Here is a 16,819-nt window from a genome sequence, read left to right on the forward strand (position 1 = left end):
AATCAGCGCGGCGTCGACTTCGGCGTCAACGCACCACGTTCGTGAATCGATCAGCGGGTAGGCTCCAGCATCCAGCCTCGCCCACGCCGATGCGGGATTGCCGTCACGCCGTCGTGGCCGCGTGGATGAGGCCCAAACCCAACAGTACGAAGATGCCCCCGGTCACCCGGTCGATCGCCAGGGTGGCACGCGGGTTGGACAGCAGCGGCCGAATGCCGCCCGCAAAGGCCGACAGGCCCAGAAACCAGACGGTGGCGATCGCCACATGGACGAGTGCGAGCAGCCACGCGATTTCCACGTCACCGTCCTGCGGGGCAAATTGCGGCAGCAAGGTCAGGTAGAAGATACCCACCTTGGGGTTGAGGATGTTGGTCGTGAAGCCGCGAAGCATGGACGTGCGCAGCCTGGGAGCCGGCCCGTCGGATCCGTCGACGATCATGCCGGAACGCCGCCGCAGCAGCAACGCGATGCCTGCATAGCCGAGATAAAGGGCGCCCGCCACGCGCAGGCAGGCGCCTGCTACCGGCGCATCCCGGAACAATTGCGCCAATCCGAAGGCGGCGGCACTTCCCCAGCAGAAGCAGCCGACAGCCACGCCCGCCGTCGTCGCCGCCCCATGGGTGGCACCTTCGACCATCGCCGAGCGCAGCACGGTGGCCGTGTCGAGGCCGGGCGCCATCGTCAGCAGCGCTGCCGTGATCAGATATGTCATGAAGAGATCGGCGGTCACAGCTAGCTTGCATCCTTGAAGGCGTCGCCGAAGCGCACGCAGGCCTTGTCGCCGATCTTCGTTTCGCGCGCGCTTCATCCAGGCGGTAGCAGGTTTCGGACGTAGCGGTCGCGCTGCCGCTTCGATTGGCTCCGACGCGCCAGATTTCAGGCGTAGGCAGTTTGGCCCGCCCGGACATCCAGCCGTCAGGCGATGTCGCCAATTGGCGTTGCCAATAGGCAAGGGAGCCAGAAGCACGCATGAGCAGCATGACCCGCATCACCGCCGCCATCTCGGACCAGCGAAGCTCGCTGCCAGCGCCTGAAGTGGAGGCCAGCCCCGCTGCAGAGACCTTGCCGATGCTGCACGCCTATATCCCGATGATGACGGCAAGCGCACTCGCCACCGCCGGGCGGATCGGGCTGTTCGAAGCGCTGGCCGGTGGCGCGCGCGAACTAGGGTTGCTGGCAGGCACCCTGGGCATGAGCGTGGACGGCACCGAACGGATCGTCGATTTCCTCGTCGCCGCCGGCTTCCTGCGGCGCGCCGGGATCTACGTGGCCAATGGCGATACGGCGGCGCGCTGGTTCACCAGCCAGGGCGTGGTCGACTACAGCACCGGGCTCGATTGGTCGGCCTATGCGTGGGGGATCCTGGAAGACCTCCCTGCCGCCATCGCCGAAGGGCAACCGCGCCAGCTGCTTTGGGATCGCATGCGCGCACGACCGGGGATGGGACGCAGCTTCTCGCGCTACATGGCGTCGTTCGCCCAGCACCTTGCACCAGACGTGGTCGCCGCCGTCCCCCTGCCCGATCGGCCCCTGCGGCTCCTCGATCTGGGCGGCTCGCATGGCTATCATGCCATGCGCTTCTGCCATGCCCATCCCCGGATGACGGCCGTGATCGTCGACCTCGAATCGGCGCTCACCGAAACGCAGGCGCGGATCGAACGGGCGGGCCTGTCCGATCGAATCACGCTCCACGCCGCCGACCTGCGGGATCGCGATTGGGGAGACGGATATGACGTCGCGCTATACCTGTCGGTCGCGCACAACATGTCCCCGGCGGAGAACCGCGCCAATTTCAGCCATCTCGCACAGGCCACCACGCCGGACGGCGTGGTGATCCTGCACGACTATCCCCGCGAGACGACGCCGGCGCTGTTCGAGACGGCGTTCCGCCTCACGCTGCTGAGCGAGACCGGAACCCGGACCTATAGCTATGCCGAACTCGGCGACTATCTCGAATCAGCGGGCTTTGCGCATCACCGGCTGCAGGTGCTCGAGCCCGCGGAGAAGGGGGCGTTGATCACCGCGCGCAAGCGCCCCTGCCCCGCAACCGGGTGACGGGGCGCGCGCCTACAGGCTGCCCTCGTAGATCTGGTACACCTTGTTGATCCGGCTGCCGATCGTGGTGGCGATCGCGTTCATCCCCTGATTGTCCTCGAGGATCCACCCGATCTCGCCGCGCGACGCGCCATAGTTGGCGACCGAGGCCCGGCGGATCTCCTCGATCATCATGAAGGCCAGCTGGCTGGCGAGGTGGGAAGACTGCAACTCCTTGCGCACGCCCATCAACGGCACGCACATCGTGGTCACGCGGGGCTTGCGCAGCCACAGCAGCAGCCTTGCCCAGCCGAAGGGCAGCAGGTTGCCGTTCAGCGGCCGGATCGCTTCGTTGAGATCGGGCAGCGTGATCATGAACGCCACCGGGCGCCCATCCAGCTCGGCGATCCGGATCAGATCATTGAACACGATCGGCTTGAGCTTCACGCCCACGTCCTTGATCTCGGGCGGGGTGAGCGGCACGAACCCCCAATTGTCCGACCATGCATCGTTCAGGATCTCGAGGATGATCGCGGCTTCCTCGTCGAAGCGGCGCTTGTCCACCTGGCGCACGACGATGCGCTGGTTGTTCTCCCCCGACTGGATGATGCGCTGGACGATCGGCGGGAACCTGCGCGTGATGTCGAGCTCATAGGTGCGCAATTGCTTGACCGGCTTGTACCCGGCGGCCTCGATCCATGCCCTGTATTTCGGGCTATGGTGCCCCATCATCACCGTCGGCGCCTGATCGAAGCCTTCGATCAGCAGCCCGGGCTCCTCCCAGATCGACATGCTGATCGGGCCGAGCGCGCGCGTCATGCCCTGGTCCCGCAACCAGGATTCGGCACGGTCGAGCAGGGCGAGGAAAACCTCCTCCTCCTCCGCATCCATCAAACCCCATTGGCCGACGCCCGGGCCGAAACCCAAGGCGGCCGGCATCTCGAGCGCGAGCGTGTCGATATGCGCGGAGATACGCCCGACGACGCGGCCATCCCGATATGCCAGGAACAATTACGCCTTGGCATGCGAGAACCAGCCGTTCTTCGTGGGCGTGATCAGCCCTAGTGCCTCGCCCTTGAGCGGAGGAACCCAGTACGGATCCTCCGCGTACAGGCGAAATGGCAGTTCCACGAATGCCTTGCGCTCGCGCTTACTTGTAACGGGTACGATGGTTAGTTTCGTCATGTGGCATGACTAGCCGCGTGAGAGACACGGATCGAGCGAGATACGCCGGCAAACTGCTGCTTCATGTCGTCCGTAACTCGATTTACGACTTGGAGGAAATCAAGCCTCGGCTGGTTCCTTTGCCGCTGCCACATGCTCGATCGCAGCCAGCGCCGCGTCGATGGCGGCGCGCCGCGGCTCGTCGCCCATCGCCACGCCTTCGGCGACGATGACCTGGGGTCGATCGATCCCGATAAAGCCCAGCATGGCGCGGAGATGCGTCTCGGCATGCTCCACGCCGGCTCTCGGCCCTTCCGAATAGACGCCCCCGCGCGACAGCACGATCACCGCCTTCTTCCCGCCGGCGAGGCCCTCGACGCCCCCGGCGCCGTAGCGGAACGTCTTGCCGGCAACCAGGATGTGGTCGAACCAGCTCTTCAACTGGCTGGGGATGCCGAGATTGTACATCGGGGCGCCGAGCACGACGACGTCGGCGGCGAGGAATTCGGCGAGGACGGCCTCCGCCGCGTCGGTAGCGAAACCGGGCAAGGTGATGTGCGGGAGCGGCGCGGCGGCGAGATCCCGGTATTCGACGACGATCCCGTCGACGCGCTGCCGATAGCGCTCGACCACGGCGGCGGAGAGCAACCGGCTGACCGAAGTCTCGCCCTGAATCGACGAGTCGAGATGAAGAAGCTGCATCGCTGACTATCCTGCTGTTGGTGGAATGCAGCGTGCCTACGGGCGGGTTGACCCTCGGCCAAGAACGCATATTTTCCTGACATGGTCACATCCATATGACTTCCTTTTCCCCCGGTTCGCACCGCTGCGTCGAGCTTTCGCAGCATCTGCGCTGGATCGGCGATCGCTGGACGTTGCCGATCGTCGTGACGCTGCAGGCCGGCGCACTGCGCTTCAACGCGCTGCGGCGCGCGGTGCCCGGCATTTCGCAACAGATGCTGACCCGTACCCTGCGCGCGCTGGAGCGCGACGGCCTGGTGTGTCGCGAAGTCTATCCCACCACGCCGCCCCAGGTGGAATATCGGTTGACCCCGATGGGCACCTCGCTCGCCGCGCAGGGCCGCGAGCTGGGCGGCTGGGTGGAAAGCCATCTCGCCAGCCTCGCCGCGAGCCGCGCCGCGTTCGACGCCAAGGCAGAGGAAGAAGGCTGAACGACGTCGCGATCCTCCGGCAGAGCGGCTCGCGTCAATCGGCGATGCCGACGCGGATTTCCGCCCCCGCGCGCGAGAGGTGCGAATAGGGGCAAATCTGATCCGCCTCCTCCACCAGCTTGGCGGCGAGGCCCGGCTCCAGCCCCGGCAGGCTGACCGACAATTCCACCTGCAGCCCGAAGCCGGCGCCATCCTCGCGCATCCCGATCCCCACCGCGGCGACCACCGCGCTGTCGTCGGTGAGGACGAGCCGGCGCCGATTTGCCACGAAGCGGAGCGCGCTGAGGAAGCAGGCGGCATAGCTGGTCGCGAAGAGCTGCTCCGGATTGGTCCCGCTATCGTCGCCGCCGCCCAGCGCCCGCGGCGTGGCGAGCGTCAGCGCAAGGGCACCGTCTTCCACCGTTGCGCGGCCCGTCCGACCGCCGACCACCCGCGCGCGCGTTTCGTACAGGATGTTCATCACGGACGTCTCTCTTGTCTGCAGGCGGATGCCACGGCTCCGCCTTCCGGCACCGGGGCGCCCCCATGTTTCGAGGAAGCAGCGGCGCGTGCCAACCTGTCCTCACTTAGAGGGTTACCTATGCCCAGATAATCGGCTTATGGCGGGACGTGGCCTTCGGAAAAGCGGGACAGTGAGCAAGGACGGTCTCATCGAACTGGAAGCGGTGATGGCGATCGCGCGACGCGGCTCCTTCCGCCAGGCCGCGCTGGAACTCGGCATGTCGACCAGCGCACTGAGCAGCAGCATCGGCAAGATCGAGCGCCAGCTGGGCGTGCAGCTGTTCAACCGCACCACCCGGAGCGTTTCGCTGACCGATGCCGGGCGCCGCTTCGTCGAGCAGGTGGGGCCCGCGCTCGAAGACATCCAGGAGGCGATGCGGACCGCGCGCTCGCAACAGGCGACGCCGTCGGGCACCATCCGGATCAATGCCTTCGCTACCGCCGCGCAGGAGGTCTTCGCCCCGCTGATCCTCGAATATCTGCGTCGTTATCCGCACGTGCATATCGACCTTGTCACCGAGGGCAAGCTGGTCGACGTGGTCGACAGCGGCTTCGATCTCGGCATCCGCACCGCCGAGCTGGTGCCGACCGACATGATCGCGGTCCCGCTCGGACCGGCGCGGCGGTTCGCCGTCGTCGCCACGCCGGACTATCTGGCGAAGCACGGCGCGCCCGAGACACCTTCCGACCTGCTGGGCCACCCCTGCATCCGCATCCGCCTTCCCAACGGGGCACGCTATCGCTGGCAGTTCACGCAAAACGGGGAGACCCTCCATGTCGATGTCGCCGGGCCGGTTACGCTCGACGAGCCGCATCTGGCGCGCATGGCCGTGCTGGACGGCATCGGCATCGGCTTCTTCATGGAATCCAACGTCCGCGACGACATCGCCGCCGGCCGGTTGGTCCGTTTGCTGGAAGACTGGACGCCGCCCGGCGCGCCGCTCGCCCTCTATTATCCCGGGCGTCGCAACCAGTCCGCAGCGCTGAAGGCCTTCATCGCACTGGCACGCGCGATGTCCACGAACGCCTGACCGATCGGGGCCGCGGCATCGCTGCGCCGCGGCCCCGGCGCATCAGAAGAAGAAGCGGAAGCCCGCGGTCGCGATCACGTCGCTGTACCGCGTCGAGAGCACCGAATCGAGCGTACCCGCGGTCGCGTTGAAGCGTTCCACCTGGTGCCGGGCGATGCGCGAATAGCGCACGTCGGTGGTCAGCTCGAGCCCGCCGCCCAGCGCCACCGAGGCGCCCGCGATGCCCTGCAGCGCGATCTTGCCCGAGACGCTGGTCGGAATGTTGATCTCCGGCCCCGTCGCGGCGACCAGATAGCGCGTGTCATAGTCGATCGCGCCGTGGCCGACGCCCGCGCCCAGCGTGAAGCGCAGGCGTTCGGCGATGCGCGGCGTGTCATAGAGGATGTTGACCATCTGGGTCGTCACCGAGCGGCTGCCCTCCAGCAGCGTGCGCTGCTGGCCGTTGAGATCCAGCCGCTTGAGCGTGTTGCGGCTCGCCGAGAACTCGGCCTCGACGCGCGCCCGTCCCCAGTCGCCGGTGGCGGCGACGGCACCCAGCACCAGGCCACCCGTCAGGCCGTCCTTGGCGTCGGTTTCGATCACCCGCGGCAGGCCGGCGGGCGTGGCGCCGCGCAGGGTTTGTTCGCGACCGAACCGGTCGCCCAGAAAGCCGCCCACATAGATCGATCCGGCGTGGGGCTCTTCCGTAGTGGGACGGTCCTGCGCAAGGGCGGGCATCGCGGTCAGCAGGGCGCCAGCAGCAGCGGCAACAGAAATCAAGATACGCACAAAATCCTCCAGGAAACACTTATGGTCTGATGCATGCATCGACCTGGGTCAGGTACCGCCCGGAGGAATTTTAAAGAAGCAATAATCAACTTCATCAGTAACAATGCGGTGACATAATAAATATTCGCTATGCGTTACAGCCTTCGTCAGCCGACCTATGCCAATATGGAAAATCCAAAGGCTATATCACCGCCCTATATACCGAAAGACCACCAGCGAATCATTAGCGGCGTTACGATTGTATCACTGCAGCGCTTGATTGTAGCCACAACGACATCCAGCTCGACGCAGCATGGCGTTGCGACCCGATGCCTTCTCCTGCGAAGGCACCGTCTTGGCCCGGCGGCCCCGGCCGCCGGGCCCTTTTTGCGAAACGGCCGGGCGTGTCCGCCGCCACATGAGGAAGAACGACGATGCGACGAAACGGGAAGTTGCCCAGCCTGCTGTGGCCAGCCTGCCTCGCGGCGAGCCTCTTCGCCGCCATCCCCGCAATCGCCGCGCCAGCCGCGCAGCAGCAGGCAGAGCAGAGTGAGGCGACCGCCCTCGATCCCAGCGGCGACTATCTAGCAATCAAGGGCGCCCGCATCTGGTACGCCAGCATCGGGAAGGGAAAGCCGGTGGTATTGCTGCACGGCGGACTGACCAGCAGCCGCAGCTGGGACGCGCAGGTCCCCGCGCTCCTCGCCTCGGGCCACCGGGTCATCCTGATCGACAGCCGCGGCCATGGCCGCAGCACGATGGGCCCGCTGCCGCTGCGCTACGACCTGCTCGCGGAGGACGTGCTGGCGGTGCTGGATCATCTCCACCTGGCCAGGCCGGCGGTCATCGGCTGGAGCGACGGCGCGATCGTCGCCTTGCTGGTCGCGATGCGTGCGCCGCAGCGGCTGGGCGCGGTCTACGCCTTTGGCGCCAACATGGACAAGGCGAGCGTGCGCCCCAATGCGGGCGATGCGCCGATCCTTGCGACGGTCGCGCCGCGCCTCGTGGCGGACTATGCCGCGCGCTCGCCGGACCCGAGCGGGTTCGGCCGACTGCAACAAGCCGTCCGCGCGATGCAGGCAAGCCAGGATGACATCGGCCCGGAGCAGCTCCGGCGGATTCGCACGCGCGTGACGATCGCCGGTTCGGCGCAGGACGAGTTCATTCTGCCGACGCATTTTCGCGCACTGGCCAAGGCGATTCCGTCCGCGCAGCTGGCGCTGTTTCCGGCGGCAGGGCACTTCCTTCCGTGGCAGAACCCGGCGCTGTTCAACCGCGCATTGCTGACGTTCCTGGACGGTGCCGGCACCGCCCGCCCGAGGCGCGCGCCGTTACGTCGGTGACGGCCACGAGGCGAAGTGTAGCGGCGCGGTAGCGCAAGCGCCGGCAGGCTGCGCGCATGACCCAAGAGCAAAGCCACGAAAACCGCCACGCCGCTTCGAGCGCGCAGTGCTTCGAACAGGATCTCCACCGGTTGCCGATCGCGGCGCTCGACGTCGCCCAGCCCGATCTGTTCAACGCCGGGTTCGCGCCGCGCTACCTCGCCCGGCTGCGGCACGAAGCGCCGGTGCATTACTGCGCCGAAGGTCGGTTCGCGCCCTATTGGTCGATCACCCGGCACAGCGACATCGAAGCGATCGAGCTCGATACCGTGACCTTCTCCTCCGCGCATGCCAATGGCGGCATCACCATCGGATCGAGCGCCGACGATCCGCAGTTCTTCCCGGCCTTCATCTCGATGGACCCGCCGCGGCACGCGACGCAGCGCCGGGTGATCGCACCTGCCTTTTCCCCCGAACGGCTGGCGCAGATGGAACCCCGGATCCGCGCCTGGTGCGCGGAGATCCTGGAGGCACTGCCCCGCGGCGAATGGTTCGACTGGGTCGACCGCGTCTCGATCGAGCTGACCGCGCGAACGCTGGCGCTGCTGCTCGGCTTTCCCCAGGAGCGATCGCGGGACCTGATCCGCTGGTCCGAAGCGATGGTCGCGCTGCCCGGACACCCGGCCTATTCGACGCCCGAGAACAAGATGCGGGTGATGAAGGAGTGCTTCGACACCTTCGACGCGATCTGGGCGCAGCGGCTGGAAACGCCCGGCGACGACGACCTGATTTCGCTGCTCGCCCAGGGAGAAGAGACCCGGCAGATGTCGAAGCCGGAATTCTACGGCAACATCCTGCTCCTCATCGTCGGCGGCAACGACACGACGCGCAACAGCATCAGCGGCAGCATCGTGGCGCTCCACGCCTTCCCGGATGCGTTGCGCAACCTGCGCGACGACCCGGCACTTCTCGCGAACCTCACCCCCGAGTTGCTCCGCTGGCAGACGCCGATCGCGCACATGCGGCGCACGGCGACGCGGGATGTCACCCTCCACGGCCAGCACATACGTCGCGGCGACAAGGTGGTCCTGTGGTACCTCTCTGCCAACCGCGACGAGGCGCTGTTCGAGCGTCCGGACGATTTCGTCCTCGAGCGCCCCAACGCGCGGCGCCACCTCGCCTTCGGGTTCGGCGTGCATCGCTGCATCGGCGCGCGGCTGGCGGACCTGCAGGTGCGGACGCTGTGGGAGGAGATCCTGCGCCGCATCCCCGCTTTCGACGTCGCTGCGGACCCCATGCGGGTTCCGTCGACCTTCATCAACGGGTACCAGCAGGTGCTGGTCCGGCTGCCGCACGGCAGCGCCGCTTAGTATTGCCCTAGCCAACGAGGGCCGCTCCTTCGTCAAGGGGCGGCCACCCAGTCGCAGAACTGCGAAAGATACAAAAGGATCGCGAACACACGGTCCACGTTCCGGCATTCGTCCGGCAATATCCTATGCGCCTTATCTTCAGGCATGCCTTACCTCTTGGCAGGTTCACTGCGGACCACGTTCATGAATACGGCTACGCGTTGCCTATCTTCACAGGGTGTCGGAGGCGATGCTTAGCGTTACGTCCGCAGTCATTTAGCGCGAGCAACGGCTCACCGCACTTTCGCCTCCGCCGATCGCTCTTTAAACTGCCGATTCTATCAATATATCGGTCTGGAACATCGCTTGAGCAGATTGTGGACGCCGCTTGACGGTGGAGACGGATCCGGCGGTCAGGGAGTCGGAAGCGTGAAGAAGGACATTTTGACGACCGCCGATGCCGCGAAACTGCTGGGCATCTCGGTACGTACCGCGCAGGTGCTGATCGAAGGCGGGACGATCCCCTCCTGGAAGACGCCGGGTGGTCACCGCCGCGTCTATCATGCCGATGTCGTCGCGCTGATCGACAGCAGGCAACCAGCCGCCGAAGCTGCCCCGTCCGCGATCCTCGTCGTCGTGGCCACCGGCGACCGGCTGCCGGCATATCGCGCCGCCGCCGAAAACGCCGCCGATTTCGCCATCGACTATTTCGACGACGTTCTCGCGGCCTTGGTGGCGATCGGCTCGACGCAACCGCACGGCATTCTCGTCGACTGCACTGCGGGGCTGAACAGCGAGGCCTTGCTGCGCAGCCTCGCCGCCAACAAGGCGATCGCCACCACGCGGATCGTCGCGGTCGGCGACGAAGGCGCGGTTCCCCCGGACCTGAACGCCAGGATCAGCCGCGCCGCCACGCCGGCCGCGGCCCTGGCGCAGCTGCGCGGCTCGGTGTTCGCCGCCGAAGACAGCGAGTTCGGCGAATGGGGTGTCGCCTTCCCGGTCTCGCAGGACGAGCGCCGCCGGCTGATGGCGGTAGAACGCTCCGGCCTGCTGCATTCCCAAAGCGAGGAAAGCTTCGACCGGCTTACCTGGCTGGCGGCCCAGAGCCTGGATGCGCCGATCGCCCTGCTGACGCTGCTGACCCCGACCAAGCAATGGTTCAAGTCGAAGATCGGCCTCGACATGGCCGACACGCCGCGCAGCTGGGCCTTCTGCAACCACACGATCCTGCAGCGCGACGTATTCACGGTGCCGGATCTGTCGGCCGATCCGCGCTTCGCCGCCAATCCCGCCGTGGCCGGGGAGCCCGGCTTCCGTTTCTACGCCGGCGCGCCGGTCCTGGATGACGAAGGCTTCATCGTCGGGTCGCTGTGCGTAATCGATCGCAAGCCCCGCGTGATCGACGAGCGGGAAGCCAGGACGATCCGGGCACTCGCTGCGGTCGCCTCCGATGAGGTGCGGCTGCGGTCGCTGGATCGCAAGCTGCGCTCGGCGGCGCGCGCGAAACGCTAAGCCGTCCCCAGGCCCCGCTGTCTACCTGTCGGCGAGCGAACCCCTGCCCATCGATTCACCAACGTGGCGCCGCTTTACGTGGCCGTGCGCCCCTTTTCCCGCCCCACAAGGATCGATTTCGCCAGCAAGTCCGCCGCGATACTTCGGTCGGCGGCGGCAATATTACAGACTTGTAGCCAAATTCCCAAATCGGCATCATTGCCATATTTGATAGAAATGATAGTTGGGTTCTACCGAAGGCCCCCATCGAATCCACCCCCTTCGGAACACCGGTGCATCCAAGCTCCCCCGCTTGGCCGGCCGGTAGCGCGAACATGTCGAGAGCCACCTCTGCGGCGCGGTCCGCGGCGTGCATTGCGCCGCCTCCGCGCCGACGGGGGCGCGCGCCTTCCGCCTGCTTGCGCATCAACCATTCGAAGGAGTTGATGATGACCCATGCAAACCACGACGACGCGCAGGACTTCCAGCGCCGCGCTGCCGAAAACCAGGCCCGGCTGACCGCCGAGCTCAAGTCCGCCTATGACTTCATCGTTTGCGGCGCCGGCGCCTCCGGCTCGGTCGTCGCACGGCGGCTCGCCGAGAACGAAGCCGTCCAGGTCCTGCTGATCGAGGCCGGCGGCAGCGACGAGGCCGAGGCCGTGCTCGATCCCGCGCTGTGGCCGACCAATCTCGGCAGCGAGCGCGACTGGGGCTTCACCGCGGAACCGAACCCGCATCTCAACGGCCGCGCCCTTCCGATGTCGATGGGCAAGGGACTGGGCGGCGGCTCCAGCATCAACGTCATGGTCTGGGCGCGCGGCCATCGCAGCGACTGGGATCATTTCGCCGAGGAGGCCGGGGACGAGCGCTGGAACTACCAGAACGTCCTCGACATCTATCGCCGTATCGAGAACTGGCAGGGCGCGCCCGATCCGCTGCGCCGCGGCACCAATGGCCCGGTCTGGGTCCAGCCGGCAGCCGATCCGAGCCCGGTCGCCCATGCGCTTCTCGACGCGGCGAACGAACTGGGGATTCCCAGCTATGACAGCCCGAACGGGCGGATGATGGAAGGCGAAGGCGGCGTCGCGATCAGCGACATGCTGGTCCGCGACGGCCGCCGCCACTCGCTGTTCCGCGCCTATGTGCACCCCTATCTCGATCGCCCGAACCTTACCGTGGTGACGGGGACGACGGTCGAGCGGATCGCCTTTGAGGGCAACCGCGCCGTCGGCGTCGACATCGTGCGGGGCGGCCAGCGCCAGCGCATCGGCGCCGCGCACGAGGTCGTCCTGTCGATGGGCGCGATGCAGACGCCCAAGGTGCTGATGCACTCCGGCATCGGCGACGAAGCCGAGTTGGCCCGCGTCGGCATCCCGGTCCGCCAGCACCTGCCCGGCGTCGGCGCCAATCTGCAGGACCATGTCTCCTTCGGCTGCACCTGGGAATATGCGGAACCGATCGCGCCGCGCAACAGCGGCAGCGAAGCCACGCTGTACTGGAAGAGCCGCCCCGAGCTGACCGCGCCCGACTTGCTGTTCTGCCAGGTCGAATTCCCGGTGCCGAGCGAGCGGACCGCCGCGCGCGGCGTGCCCGAGCATGGCTGGACGATGTTCGCCGGCCTGGCGCGGCCGCATAGCCGCGGGCGCCTGCGGCTGACCAGTGCAGATGCCTCGGCGCCGCTGCAGATCGACGCCAACATGCTGTCGGACCCCGCCGACCTGCAGGCGGCACTGGCCTGCGTCGAGCTCTGCCGCGACCTCGGCAACGCCGAGGCGTTCCGGCCGCTGGTGCGGGGCGAAGCGATGCCCGGCAAACTCTCCCGCGAGGCGTTGAAGGAGTATGTGCGGGACGCGGCGGTGACCTATTGGCACCAGACCTGCACGGCGAAGATGGGCCGAGACAGCATGTCCGTGGTCGACGGGGTGCTGCGCGTTTACGGCATCGAAGGGCTGCGCATCGCCGACGGTTCGATCATGCCGCGCGTCGCAACGGGCAACACGCAGGCGCCCTGTGCGATCATCGGGGAGCAGGCCGCCGCCAGCCTCCGCGCGGCGCACCAGATCTGACGCCCTGCCATGCACCGTGCGCCCGCCGCGTGCGGGCGCAGCCCCTGCCCCCCCAGACCGGCGGCGCCGCGCCGCCCTGCGGAGTTGACGCAATGTATCGCTTTCCGATGCGGGAGTTTGCCGAGCAATCCGATCTTCCCCTCAGCCTGGGCCGTATTCTCGTCGTCGATGAAGACGAGCGTGCGCGCGATCGCATCACCGCGTATCTGCGCGATCATCGGTGGGTGTCGGTCAGCTCGGGCGCGCGCGAGGTCGCGCACCAGTTGCACAGCCGGCAGCTCAGCCTGATCGCCTTGAACGCGCGCCTGCAAAGCCGCAATGCGCTCGACGTGCTGCGCGAGATCCGGAGTCGCTCCGACGTACCCGTGATCATGTACGACAGCCTCTGCCACGACAGCGTTTCCATCATCGTGGGGCTGGAACTGGGTGCCGACGATTTCATCGCGGGAGCGCTGAACCCGGCAGAGCTGGTGGCACGCGCACGCGCCGTGCTGCGGCGGCAGGAGCTGGGCCGCGTTGTCGGTGCGCCCCTGCGTGGCGGCTATCGTTTCTCAGGCTGGGAAATGCGGCATGCCGATCGCGCCCTCGTGGCGCCCGACGGCAGCGAGATCGATCTCACCAAGGGGGAATATAGCCTGCTCGCCGCATTGCTGGAGGCGCCCGGCCGCTCGCTCTCGCGCGTGCACCTGATGCGCGCCACGCGCGCGCATGACGACATTTTCGACCGCAGCGTCGACGTGCAGGTCCTGCGGTTGCGCAAGAAGCTCGCCGCGGTGCCGGGCGGCGAGTCGCTCATCAAGACGGAACGCGGCTTCGGCTACCGCCTGGATGCCCAGGTCGAACCGTTGTTCTGACGCCCCCCGCAGCATCCCGGTTCCGACATCATCCGAAACGATATTTGACGCGAAAGGATCTTTTCATGCCATCTTCTGACCATAGCGCGACACCGCTGATGCCCGCACGCCTGCATCATGCCGCCTATGTTTCCTCCGACCAGGAACGCACGCGACACTTCTACGAAGACATTCTCGGCATTCCCCTGACCGACTTCTGGATCGAGCACGAGGTGCTGGGCGGGGTCGAGCATGCATTCGCCCTCGCCTCCTATGGCCTCGCCGACGGCAGTTCGCTGTCCTTCTTCCACTTCGCCGATCCCGAGCTCCAGGCGCGCTATGCCGCCAAGCCGCAGGGGCTGTTCGTCCATCTCGCGCTAAAGATCGCACCCGAGCAGCAGGACGCGCTTCGCGATCGGCTCAAGGCGGCGGGAGTCCCGGCCATGGAATTCGATCACGGCTATGCACGCTCGCTCTATGTCGAAGATCCCGATGGCCAGACGCTCGAGCTTTGCGTCGACCCGGAGCATCATGGCGAAGGCGCCAAGGAGCGTGCCCGCGATGCGCTGACCCGCTGGCTTGCGGGCGACCGGGCTCCGAACAACCACTTGCCGCGCGCCGCCTGAGCGACCTGCACCCGAGCGGCAGCGTCCGCCGCCCGGGTGCCACCTGCGGGTCCGGACGCGTTGCCGCACGGAGCCCCGTCAGGATCCCGCCTACATCAGTTCGCTTTCACCAGCAGGGCCGAGGCGCTGGCCATACGCGCCCGGACCGCCGGCGCCTCGAGCGGCTTGTATTCGAACGCGGTGGCGCCGTCCGCGCGCCGCACGACGATCCGGAGCGGCACCTGCCAGCGCGCCGAGAGCTGCTGCCAGGCGACGAGCTCCGCAAGATCTTCCGAGGGCGCGACGCTCGCGTAGAGCGAGACGAACGGGCTCTGGCGCAACCCGCGATAGAGGTTCGCCGCGTCCCCGATTGGCAGCTTCGCGCCGCCACGCCAGGCGATGCCATTGATCGGGTTGGTCGCCAGTTCGGGAACGAATGCCTTGCTCTGCGCGGCATCCCACACTTCCCTGCGGAAAGCCGCATCCTTCTTTTCCGAGAGCCCGAGCACGCCGTCGACGATATGCGTGCTCTCGTGGAGCAGGATATAGGGCGCGGCGGGCATCGCGCCGGCCTCGATGCGTACCGTCATGCCCGAGCCGTCGTCGGCGAACAGGCCAGACTCCTTGCCGCTGAGGAAGGCCGTCAAGGACTCGCCGAGCAGGCCCGCCCGCAGCGTCAGATCGAACAGCGCCTCGCCACAAGCCGGCTCCCCCCGGCTGGTAAGCGCGTTCCCTGCCCCCGAAGACGCATCGACGAAGCTGATGCGCCGCAAATGCCGTTGCAGGACGTCGCGATGTACGCGCGGGAGCGCCGCGATGGCGGCGTCGACCGTCTTCCACTCCGCGTCGGTTAGGCGGTGGGGCCGGACATCCTTCGCGCCCGACCGCCTATAGGCGTCCAGTATGTCCGGCGGCGGCGCGCCGACGCGGGCGCGAAGCGGACTCGCCGGGTTGAACGCGATCGCGCATCGGCCCGACTGATCCTCGGCACGCGGGGTTGCGGACCGTGCTGCGCCCAGCAGCAGCGCGGCAACAGAGATCGAGAGGACAGCGACAGGTTTCATGCGAGCATCCTACCGGGAGGCGCGGAAGAAAGGTCCGCCGCCCATCGATCGTCAAGGCGGGAAGCGACGCTTGTCCACCAAGGCTGCAACTGTAGCCAAGAATCCGACGCGCACGGTGGGTCACGCTGCAGGACCGGCCCATTATCCCGATATTCCGTACAGCACATCCCGGATCGTCCTGCTTATCCAAATGCAGTCTCGGGTCTATCTGGAGGCTTCAAGATGCCGCCACAGGCGCGGAGAGCCGGACCGTCGCGATCCGCGCCTGCGAACCGAACCCAGAGAAAGGGACAGTCCATGAACCTTCAGCTTCCGCCCGCCGTCGCGGCATATTTCAGCGCCGACAGAGAAGGCGACATCGATGCCATCCTCGCCTGCTTCACCGAAGACGCGTTGGTCCGCGACGAAGGCAAGATGAACCAGGGGCATGACGCGGTGCGCGCCTGGAAGGCCAAATCCTCCGCCGCCTACAATTATGTCAGCGAGCCCTTTGCCGCCACCAGCGACGCCGACCAGACGATCGTCACCAGCCGCCTCACCGGCGATTTCCCCGGCAGCCCGCTGGATTTGCGCTATTTCTTCACCCTGCGCGCCGGCAAGATCGCCGCGCTGGAGATCAAGCCATGAACGCGTTCCTCAACCTGGAGGGCAAGAAGGCCCTGGTCACCTCCGGCACGCGCGGCGCAGGCGCGGCGACCGTCCGGCTCCTCCGCGAGCTGGGTGCGGAGGTGCTGACCACCGCCCGCACGCGCCCGGCGGACATTGCCGAAGACCGCTTCGTCGCGGCGGACCTGACCACCGCACAAGGCTGTGCCGACCTCGCCGCGGCCGTGCAGGACCGCCTGGGCGCGCCCGACATCCTCGTGCACATGCTCGGCGGTTCCTCCGCTCCCGCGGGCGGTTTCGCCGCGCTGGATGACGACCAGTGGCAGCGCGAACTCGACCTGAACCTGATGCCGGCGGTCCGCCTTGATCGCGCGTTGTTGCCGGCGATGGTTGCACGCGGCAGCGGCGTGATTGTCCATGTGACGTCGATCCAGAATCGCCTGCCGCTGCCGGACGCGACCACCGCCTACGCGGCCGCCAAGGCAGCGCTGTCGACCTACAGCAAGAGCCTGTCGAAAGAGGTTTCCACGCGCGGCGTCCGGGTCGTGCGCGTCTCCCCCGGATGGATCGCGACCGAGGCATCGGTGCATCTCGCCGAGCGGCTGGGTGCCGAGCATGGCGGCGGCGTCGAGGCGGGCAAGCAGCTGATCATGCAGGCGCTTGGCGGCATCCCGATCGGACGCCCCGCGCAACCGGAAGAAGTGGCGAACCTGATCGCCTTCCTCGCCTCGGACCGCGCCGGCAGCATTACCGGCACCGAGCACGTGATCGACGGCGGCACCATCCCGACCGCGTAATCGGCCGATGATGCCTGCCCGCGGACTCTGGCGCCAT

At 67.1% G+C, this 16,819-nt stretch carries 16 protein-coding genes and 1 pseudogene; 11 read left to right on the forward strand and 6 right to left on the reverse strand.

What is annotated here, in order from left to right; translation table 11 throughout:
- Nucleotides 1-103: 103 nt before the first annotated feature.
- Complete coding sequence (locus ABIC65_RS13000) at nt 104-730, reverse strand: LysE family translocator (RefSeq protein WP_354309240.1); 627 nt, start codon at nt 728-730, stop codon at nt 104-106.
- Nucleotides 731-969: 239 nt separating this feature from the next.
- On the opposite strand from ABIC65_RS13000, the gene ABIC65_RS13005 reads away from it, so the two are divergent.
- Complete coding sequence (locus tag ABIC65_RS13005; RefSeq protein WP_354309242.1) at nt 970-2,055, forward strand: class I SAM-dependent methyltransferase; 1,086 nt, start codon at nt 970-972, stop codon at nt 2,053-2,055.
- A gap of 12 nt (nt 2,056-2,067) precedes the next feature.
- On the opposite strand, the pseudogene ABIC65_RS13010 reads toward ABIC65_RS13005, so the two are convergent.
- Nucleotides 2,068-3,219 (reverse strand): annotated as a pseudogene (locus ABIC65_RS13010) (N-acetyltransferase).
- A gap of 99 nt (nt 3,220-3,318) precedes the next feature.
- Nucleotides 3,319-3,900, reverse strand: coding sequence for an FMN-dependent NADH-azoreductase (locus ABIC65_RS13015; RefSeq protein WP_354309243.1), 582 nt, complete (start codon nt 3,898-3,900; stop codon nt 3,319-3,321).
- Between the two features lie 95 nt (nt 3,901-3,995).
- On the opposite strand from ABIC65_RS13015, the gene ABIC65_RS13020 reads away from it, so the two are divergent.
- Nucleotides 3,996-4,370, forward strand: coding sequence for a winged helix-turn-helix transcriptional regulator (locus tag ABIC65_RS13020; protein ID WP_354309245.1), 375 nt, complete (start codon nt 3,996-3,998; stop codon nt 4,368-4,370).
- A 34-nt stretch (nt 4,371-4,404) separates the two neighbouring features.
- Here the strand turns inward: ABIC65_RS13020 and ABIC65_RS13025 are convergent, their stop codons facing one another.
- Entirely contained in the window at nt 4,405-4,830 is a 426-nt protein-coding gene (locus ABIC65_RS13025) for an Ohr family peroxiredoxin (protein WP_354309401.1), read from the reverse strand.
- Nucleotides 4,831-5,002: 172 nt separating this feature from the next.
- Between ABIC65_RS13025 and ABIC65_RS13030 the strand changes: the two genes are divergently transcribed.
- Nucleotides 5,003-5,902 carry a LysR family transcriptional regulator gene (locus ABIC65_RS13030; RefSeq protein WP_354309246.1) on the forward strand — a complete coding sequence of 300 codons (900 nt, stop codon included), beginning with the start codon at nt 5,003-5,005 and terminating at the stop codon, nt 5,900-5,902.
- Between the two features lie 42 nt (nt 5,903-5,944).
- On the opposite strand, the gene ABIC65_RS13035 is transcribed toward ABIC65_RS13030, so the two are convergent.
- A complete protein-coding gene (locus tag ABIC65_RS13035; protein WP_354309248.1) occupies nt 5,945-6,670 on the reverse strand; it encodes a hypothetical protein in 726 nt (241 codons plus the stop codon).
- Between the two features lie 413 nt (nt 6,671-7,083).
- On the opposite strand from ABIC65_RS13035, the gene ABIC65_RS13040 reads away from it, so the two are divergent.
- The 6 genes from ABIC65_RS13040 to ABIC65_RS13065 all read left to right on the forward strand — a co-directional run bounded on the left by ABIC65_RS13040 (nt 7,084) and on the right by ABIC65_RS13065 (nt 14,336).
- A complete protein-coding gene (locus ABIC65_RS13040) occupies nt 7,084-7,992 on the forward strand; it encodes an alpha/beta fold hydrolase (protein WP_354309250.1) in 909 nt (302 codons plus the stop codon).
- 56 nt (nt 7,993-8,048) lie between these two features.
- Nucleotides 8,049-9,341 carry a cytochrome P450 gene (locus ABIC65_RS13045; protein ID WP_354309252.1) on the forward strand — a complete coding sequence of 431 codons (1,293 nt, stop codon included), beginning with the start codon at nt 8,049-8,051 and terminating at the stop codon, nt 9,339-9,341.
- A gap of 408 nt (nt 9,342-9,749) precedes the next feature.
- The gene (locus ABIC65_RS13050) at nt 9,750-10,832 is read left to right on the forward strand and encodes a GAF domain-containing protein (protein WP_354309253.1); all 1,083 of its coding nucleotides are present in this window, start codon (nt 9,750-9,752) and stop codon (nt 10,830-10,832) included.
- 425 nt (nt 10,833-11,257) lie between these two features.
- A complete protein-coding gene (locus ABIC65_RS13055; RefSeq protein WP_354309255.1) occupies nt 11,258-12,877 on the forward strand; it encodes a GMC family oxidoreductase in 1,620 nt (539 codons plus the stop codon).
- 92 nt (nt 12,878-12,969) lie between these two features.
- Nucleotides 12,970-13,731 carry a response regulator transcription factor gene (locus ABIC65_RS13060; protein WP_354309256.1) on the forward strand — a complete coding sequence of 254 codons (762 nt, stop codon included), beginning with the start codon at nt 12,970-12,972 and terminating at the stop codon, nt 13,729-13,731.
- A 98-nt stretch (nt 13,732-13,829) separates the two neighbouring features.
- Nucleotides 13,830-14,336, forward strand: coding sequence for a VOC family protein (locus ABIC65_RS13065; protein WP_354309257.1), 507 nt, complete (start codon nt 13,830-13,832; stop codon nt 14,334-14,336).
- A 95-nt stretch (nt 14,337-14,431) separates the two neighbouring features.
- Here the strand turns inward: ABIC65_RS13065 and ABIC65_RS13070 are convergent, their stop codons facing one another.
- A complete protein-coding gene (locus ABIC65_RS13070; protein WP_354309259.1) occupies nt 14,432-15,379 on the reverse strand; it encodes a hypothetical protein in 948 nt (315 codons plus the stop codon).
- Between the two features lie 297 nt (nt 15,380-15,676).
- Here ABIC65_RS13070 and ABIC65_RS13075 point away from each other — a divergent pair, with 297 nt between their 5' ends.
- Both ABIC65_RS13075 and ABIC65_RS13080 read left to right on the forward strand, forming a co-directional pair.
- Nucleotides 15,677-16,006, forward strand: a complete 330-nt coding sequence (locus tag ABIC65_RS13075; RefSeq protein ID WP_354309260.1) for a nuclear transport factor 2 family protein — start codon at nt 15,677-15,679, stop codon at nt 16,004-16,006.
- Nucleotides 16,003-16,782: an SDR family oxidoreductase gene (locus ABIC65_RS13080; protein WP_354309262.1), complete on the forward strand. Its 780-nt coding sequence runs from the start codon at nt 16,003-16,005 to the stop codon at nt 16,780-16,782. The genes ABIC65_RS13075 and ABIC65_RS13080 overlap by 4 nt, the downstream gene beginning before the upstream one ends.
- The last annotated feature ends 37 nt before the right edge of the window (nt 16,783-16,819 follow it).

Source organism: Sphingomonas trueperi (assembly GCF_040545665.1).
Classification (GTDB): domain Bacteria; phylum Pseudomonadota; class Alphaproteobacteria; order Sphingomonadales; family Sphingomonadaceae; genus Sphingomonas; species Sphingomonas trueperi_B.

Bases quoted from the DNA above. Each gene is read 5' to 3' on its own strand.
- ABIC65_RS13075 (WP_354309260.1), top strand. From the start codon at position 15,677: ATGAACCTTCAGCTTCCGCCCGCCGTCGCGGCATATTTCAGCGCCGAC.
- ABIC65_RS13040 (WP_354309250.1), top strand. From the start codon at position 7,084: ATGCGACGAAACGGGAAGTTGCCCAGCCTGCTGTGGCCAGCCTGCCTC.
- ABIC65_RS13005 (WP_354309242.1), top strand. From the start codon at position 970: ATGAGCAGCATGACCCGCATCACCGCCGCCATCTCGGACCAGCGAAGC.
- ABIC65_RS13065 (WP_354309257.1), top strand. From the start codon at position 13,830: ATGCCCGCACGCCTGCATCATGCCGCCTATGTTTCCTCCGACCAGGAA.
- ABIC65_RS13020 (WP_354309245.1), top strand. From the start codon at position 3,996: ATGACTTCCTTTTCCCCCGGTTCGCACCGCTGCGTCGAGCTTTCGCAG.
- ABIC65_RS13070 (WP_354309259.1), bottom strand. From the start codon at position 15,379: ATGAAACCTGTCGCTGTCCTCTCGATCTCTGTTGCCGCGCTGCTGCTG.
- ABIC65_RS13045 (WP_354309252.1), top strand. From the start codon at position 8,049: ATGACCCAAGAGCAAAGCCACGAAAACCGCCACGCCGCTTCGAGCGCG.
- ABIC65_RS13080 (WP_354309262.1), top strand. From the start codon at position 16,003: ATGAACGCGTTCCTCAACCTGGAGGGCAAGAAGGCCCTGGTCACCTCC.
- ABIC65_RS13025 (WP_354309401.1), bottom strand. From the start codon at position 4,830: ATGAACATCCTGTACGAAACGCGCGCGCGGGTGGTCGGCGGTCGGACG.
- ABIC65_RS13015 (WP_354309243.1), bottom strand. From the start codon at position 3,900: ATGCAGCTTCTTCATCTCGACTCGTCGATTCAGGGCGAGACTTCGGTC.
- ABIC65_RS13060 (WP_354309256.1), top strand. From the start codon at position 12,970: ATGTATCGCTTTCCGATGCGGGAGTTTGCCGAGCAATCCGATCTTCCC.
- ABIC65_RS13055 (WP_354309255.1), top strand. From the start codon at position 11,258: ATGATGACCCATGCAAACCACGACGACGCGCAGGACTTCCAGCGCCGC.